This window comes from Allobosea sp. (assembly GCF_036675845.1).
Taxonomy (GTDB): Bacteria; Pseudomonadota; Alphaproteobacteria; order Rhizobiales; family Beijerinckiaceae; genus Allobosea.
Genome location: NZ_JAKFED010000126.1, coordinates 1 through 5540, shown reverse-complemented (window position 1 = coordinate 5540; position 5540 = coordinate 1). Strand labels below are relative to the sequence as shown.

5 protein-coding genes are annotated in these 5540 nt (G+C 66.3%); 3 read left to right on the top strand and 2 right to left on the bottom strand.

Annotated features, from left to right (window positions below; all coding sequences use genetic code 11):
• Positions 1-39: 39 nt before the first annotated feature.
• From gcl to V6M56_RS13365, 3 genes are read left to right on the top strand one after another with little or no spacing between them, the layout of a single operon-like run.
• On the top strand, positions 40-1836 hold the full coding sequence (gcl, locus tag V6M56_RS13375) for a glyoxylate carboligase (RefSeq protein ID WP_332684438.1): 1797 nt from the start codon (positions 40-42) through the stop codon (positions 1834-1836).
• Positions 1837-1867: 31 nt separating this feature from the next.
• Positions 1868-2926, top strand: coding sequence for a 2-dehydropantoate 2-reductase (locus V6M56_RS13370; protein WP_332684436.1), 1059 nt, complete (start codon positions 1868-1870; stop codon positions 2924-2926).
• 41 nt (positions 2927-2967) lie between these two features.
• Positions 2968-3813, top strand: a complete 846-nt coding sequence (locus tag V6M56_RS13365; RefSeq protein ID WP_332684434.1) for a fumarylacetoacetate hydrolase family protein — start codon at positions 2968-2970, stop codon at positions 3811-3813.
• A gap of 69 nt (positions 3814-3882) precedes the next feature.
• Here the strand turns inward: V6M56_RS13365 and V6M56_RS13360 are convergent, their stop codons facing one another.
• Both V6M56_RS13360 and V6M56_RS13355 read right to left on the bottom strand, forming a co-directional pair.
• Positions 3883-4608: a GntR family transcriptional regulator gene (locus V6M56_RS13360; protein WP_332684432.1), complete on the bottom strand. Its 726-nt coding sequence runs from the start codon at positions 4606-4608 to the stop codon at positions 3883-3885.
• Between the two features lie 265 nt (positions 4609-4873).
• A partial coding sequence (locus tag V6M56_RS13355) for a succinate--CoA ligase subunit alpha (protein WP_332684431.1) occupies positions 4874-5540 on the bottom strand: 667 nt, incomplete at its 5' end.

Sequence of the window (5540 nt, the reverse complement as noted above, 5' to 3'; positions counted from 1 at the left end):
TGGTATGCCAATATGCAGCTTCTCGCCGGGAAACGCGCCATGCCGAAAATGAGGGCCATAGAGGCCGCCGTCAGGGTCCTGGAGCGCGAAGGCGTGACGCAGGCCTTCGGGGTGCCGGGTGCGGCGATCAACCCGCTCTATGCCGCGTTGAAGAGCCGGCAGTCGATCCACCACATCCTGGCGCGCCATGTCGAGGGCGCCTCCCATATGGCCGAGGGTTATACGCGCGCCAAAGCCGGCAATATCGGCGTCTGCATCGGCACTTCGGGGCCGGCGGGCACCGACATGATCACCGGGCTCTATTCGGCCATCGCCGATTCCATCCCGATCCTCTGCATCACCGGCCAGGCGCCCCGCGCCCGCCTCTACAAGGAGGATTTTCAGGCCGTCGACATCGAGTCCATCGCCAAGCCCGTGACCAAATGGGCCGTGACGGTGCGCGAGCCGGCTCTGGTGCCCCGCGTCTTCCAGCAGGCCTTCCACATCATGCGCTCGGGCCGTCCGGGCCCGGTGCTGATCGACCTGCCGGTGGACGTCCAGATGGCCGAGATCGAGTTCGACGACGACACCTACGAGCCCCTGCCGGTCTACAAGCCAGCCGCCTCGCGCCGCCAGATCGAGAAGGCGATGGCGATGCTGCAGGCCGCGGAGCGGCCCCTGATCGTCGCCGGCGGCGGCGTCATCAACGCCGATGCTTCGGAGCTGCTGGTCGAGTTCGCCGAACTCACCGGCGTGCCGGTCGTGCCGACCCTGATGGGCTGGGGCGCGATCCCGGACGATCACCCGCTGATGGCGGGCATGGTCGGCCTGCAGACGAGCCATCGCTATGGCAACGCGACGATGCTCGCCTCCGATTTCGTGCTCGGCATCGGCAATCGCTGGGCCAATCGGCATACGGGCTCGATCGAGACCTACACCAGGGGCCGGAGCTTCGTTCACGTCGATATCGAGCCGACCCAGATCGGCCGCGTCTTCGACCCTGATTTCGGCATCGTCTCGGATGCCAAGGCGGCGCTGGAGCTGTTCGTCGCGGTGGCGCGCGAGCAGGAGGGCAAGGGGCAGCTGAGAAACCGCAATCGCTGGGCGCAGGAATGCCTCGGCCGGCGCGAGACCATGCTGCGCAAGAGCCATTTCGACGATGTGCCGCTGAAGCCCCAGCGGGTCTATGAGGAGATGAACGAGGCTTTCGGGCGCGATGTCTGCTATGTCTCGACCATCGGGCTGTCGCAGATCGCCGGTGCCCAGTTCCTGCACATCCACAACCCGCGCCACTGGATCAATTGCGGCCAGGCCGGCCCGCTCGGCTGGACCTTGCCGGCTGCGCTCGGCGTGCGCGCCGCCGACCCCGATCGCGAGATCGTGGCGCTGTCGGGCGACTATGATTTCCAGTTCCTGATCGAGGAGCTCGCCGTCGGGGCGCAGTTCAAGCTGCCCTACATCCATATCGTCGCGAACAACTCCTATCTCGGCCTGATCCGCCAGGCGCAGCGCGGGTTCGACATGGATTTCCAGGTCGGACTCGCCTTCGACAACATCAATTCGCCCGACCTTTCCGGCTACGGCGTCGACCATGTCGTGGTCGCCGAAGGGCTCGGCTGCAAGGCGATCCGGGTGCGCAGTCCGGGCGAGTTCAAGGCGGCCTTCGCCCAGGCCAGGGCCTGGCTCAAGCAGTACCGTGTGCCGGTGGTGATGGAGTTCATCCTGGAGCGCGTCACCAACATCGCGATGGGCACCGAGATCGACAATGTCGTCGAGTTCGAGGAGGTCCTCGACCTGCCCCTGCCCCTGCCCCTGCCCCTACCGGTGCGCGAGGCCCAACCCGAACCGGCGGAATGACACCGACCCTGGCAAGGCAGGAGGAAGCTCCATGAAGATCTGCATCTACGGCGCCGGCGCGATCGGCGGCTATATGGGCGTGATGCTGAAGCGCGGCGGCCTCGACGTTTCGCTCGTCGCGCGCGGCGCCCATCTCGAGGCGATCAAGGCCAGGGGATTGTCGCTCGTCCTCAAGGACGAGACGGTGACGGAGCGGATGCCGGCGAGCCGCGATCCGCGCGAGCTCGGCCGCCAGGACGTAGTGATCATCGCCCTCAAGGCGCATCAGGCCTGGGAAGCGGCCGAGGATCTGAAGCCGCTGCTCGGGCCGCAGACGGCCGTCGTCACCGCCCAGAACGGCGTGCCGTGGTGGTATTTCCACGGGCTAGACGGCGAATACGCCGATCGGCGCCTGAACAGCGTCGATCCCGGCGACCGCCAGTGGAACGCGATCGGCCCGCAGCGGGTCATCGGCTGCACCGTATATCCGGCGACTGAGGTCATCGAGCCCGGCGTCGTCAGGCATATCTATGGCGATCAGTTCGGCCTCGGCGAGCCCAACCGGGTGCCCAGCCAGCGGCTCGCGCGTTTTGGCGAGGCGCTGGTGGCAGGCGGCCTGAAGCCGCGCCTCTATGCCGACATTCGCGACGACATCTGGCTCAAGCTCTGGGGCAATCTCTGCTTTAACCCGATCTCGGCGCTGACACAGGCGACGCTCGATATCGTCGCCACCGAGCCCGGCACGCGGGCGCTGGCGCGCAGCATGATGCTGGAGGCCCAGGAGATCGGCGAAAGGCTCGGCGTCCATTTCCGCGTCGATGTCGAGCGCCGGATCAATGGCGCGGCAGCTGTCGGCGCCCACCGCACCTCCATGCTGCAGGACCTGGACAAGGGCCGGCCGCTCGAGATCGACGCGCTGCTGACCGCCGTCCAGGAGATGGGACAACTGGTGAAGGTCCGCACGCCCTATATCGATGCCGTGCTGGGCCTCGTGCAGCAGATGGCGCGCGTGAAGGGGCTTTATCCGTCATTCCCGCAGGAAATCCGCTCCCAGGAAATCTGCTCCGAAGCAACGCTCCCGGCGGAGGATCGCCAGCTGGCGGCTTCATGATGCGCGAGGATCGGGACCGGCCAGAGCGGGAGGAAGACGCCATGTCGGACACGGCAACCCGGCGGATGGCGCAGCAAGCGCGCGGCGAGGCAACGACGCGCTGGGTCCGCTTCTCGCATCGCGGCAGCGAGGGTTTCGGCACGGTCGCGGGCGGCGCGGTCGCGGTCCATGGCGGCGACATGTTCGCAGGCGCGCAACCGACGGGAGAGACGGTACCCCTCGCCGAGGTCACGCTTCAGGCCCCCACGGTTCCCTCCAAGATCATCGCCTTGTGGAACAACTTCCACGCACTCGCCGGCAAGCTCTCCATGCCGGTGCCGGCCGAGCCGCTCTATCTGATGAAGGCGCCGTCCTGCGTGGCGGCGCCAGGGCTCACGATCGCGCGGCCGCCATCCTATGCCGGCAGGGTGGTCTATGAAGGCGAGCTCGGCATCGTCATCGGCCGGCGCTGCAGCCGGGTGAGCCCCCAGGCGGCGGGCGAGTTCATCTTCGGCTATACCTGCGTCAACGATATCACGGCGCTGGATCTGATCGCTGCCGATCCGAGCTTCGCGCAATGGGTGCGGGCCAAGAGCTTCGACGGCTTCGGGCCGTTCGGGCCGGTGCTGGCGACGGGTCTCGAGCCTCGGGAGCTGACGATCCGCACCGTGCTCAACGGCCAGGAGCGCCAGAACTATCCGGTCGCGGACATGATCTTCCAGCCGCATGAGCTGGTCAGCCGCCTCTCGCACGACATGACCCTGCTGCCCGGAGACCTGATCTGCTGCGGCACCTCGCTCGGCGTCGGCACGATCAAGGAGAAGCTGAACACGATCGAGGTGACGATCGACGGGATCGGCACGCTCGCCAATGGTTTCGTGCAGGAGGGTTCGACGCCGGGAAGCTGACGGCGATGGTCCCGGAATCGCTGGCGAGGCCCGCCAGGGCGGCAAAGGGCGCCTGAAAGGCCGCCTAGGTCAGTCGAAGATATCGGCGTGCTGCTCGACATAAGCGGCGAGGCCAAGCGTGTGGTCGCGCGACAATTGCTCGGCGAGGGCGACGTCGCGACGCTCCAGCGCCTCGATGATGTTCAGGTGATCGACGATCGAGCGGCTGGCGCGGTCGTCGCGGCCAATGGTCATCTGCCGGATGCCGCGCACATGCAGCAGCAGATTGTCGGTCATCTCGACCAGCAGCTGCGAGCCGCTGAGGCCGATCAGCGTCTGATGGAAGACGAGATTGGCCGAGGAATATTCGCTGACATAGTCGGACGGCTTGTGCGCCTCGTCGAAGCCCTTGAACAGCGTGCGCAGCTTGCCGATCTCGGCATCGGTGGCGCGCTGGACCGCCAGCCTTGCGGCCATGCTCTCCAGCGCCGCCCAGGCCTGGATCATCTCGACCACTTCGTTCTTGGTCTTCTTCAACACCATGATGCCGCGACGCGGTAGCGACTTCACCAGGCCCTCCTGCTCCAGCATCGCGACAGCCTCGCGCACCGGGGTGCGGCTGACGCCGAGCCGTTCCGAGAGCTGGCGCTCGTCGATCCAGGTCGGCTCGCGCGAGCCATAGATATCCATGTTGATGATCGCGTGCTTCAACGCGGCATAGACCTTGGTCTTGAATGTTTCCTCGGGGGCGAAACGTTCGAGGACGAGCTTCTGCGTCGGGCCGGCGGGCGCGGTCGTGTCGCTGGGGGCTTTCAACGGTTGCTACTCCTGCGTTCCCGAAGCGGAATAGCGGTCAGCCCGCGGCTCGTCCATTGCTGACGGCTCTATCATACCAACGGTCTTTGGATTTGCCGCTTGCGAGGGCTTGGGGCAGCCTCAAATGCCGCTGGTATTACTTCGCCTGCGCAGAGGAATCCGCTTGCGGCAGGAAGCGGCGCCATTTTCGGAACGCCCCGAAAGGAAAGCCGCCGTGAGCCAGTGACCACGCGGGAAGCAGATAGGCCAAGGGCGATTAGCCGGCTTAGAAGGCCCAGTCGATCTCGGCGCAGCGCTTCTTCACGGCGTATTCGCCGCCGAGCAGTTCCATCAGGGTCTTTCCAAGACGCGCCGGCGAGGGCGAGACCCGGATGCCGGCCGCTTCCATGGCGGCGATCTTGTCGTCGGCGCCGCCCTTGCCGCCGGAGATGATCGCCCCCGCATGGCCCATGCGGCGGCCGGGAGGGGCCGTGCGCCCGGCGATGAAGCCAACCATCGGCTTGCTGCGGCCACGCCTCGCCTCGTCCTTGATGAACTGCGCCGCATCTTCCTCGGCCGAGCCGCCGATTTCGCCGATCATCACGATCGATTCCGTCATCGGATCGGCAAGGAAGAGTTCGAGCACTTCGATGAACTCGGTGCCCTTGACCGGGTCGCCGCCGATGCCCACGGCGGTGCTCTGGCCGAGCCCTTCATTGGTGGTCTGGAACACCGCCTCATAGGTCAGCGTGCCGGAGCGCGAGACGATGCCGACCGAACCCCTCTTGAAGATGTTGGCCGGCATGATGCCGATCTTGCTCTCGCCGGCCGTGACGATGCCAGGGCAGTTCGGCCCGACGAGGCGGGATTTCGAGCCGGCCAGCATGCGCTTGACCTTGACCATGTCCATCACCGGAATCCCTTCCGTGATGCAGACGATCAGCGGGATCTCG

Excerpts from the sequence above, each read along its gene's own strand:
- gcl (WP_332684438.1), top strand. The coding sequence starts at position 40 with ATGCCGAAAATGAGGGCCATAGAGGCCGCCGTCAGGGTCCTGGAGCGC.
- V6M56_RS13365 (WP_332684434.1), top strand. The coding sequence starts at position 2,968 with ATGTCGGACACGGCAACCCGGCGGATGGCGCAGCAAGCGCGCGGCGAG.
- V6M56_RS13370 (WP_332684436.1), top strand. The coding sequence starts at position 1,868 with ATGAAGATCTGCATCTACGGCGCCGGCGCGATCGGCGGCTATATGGGC.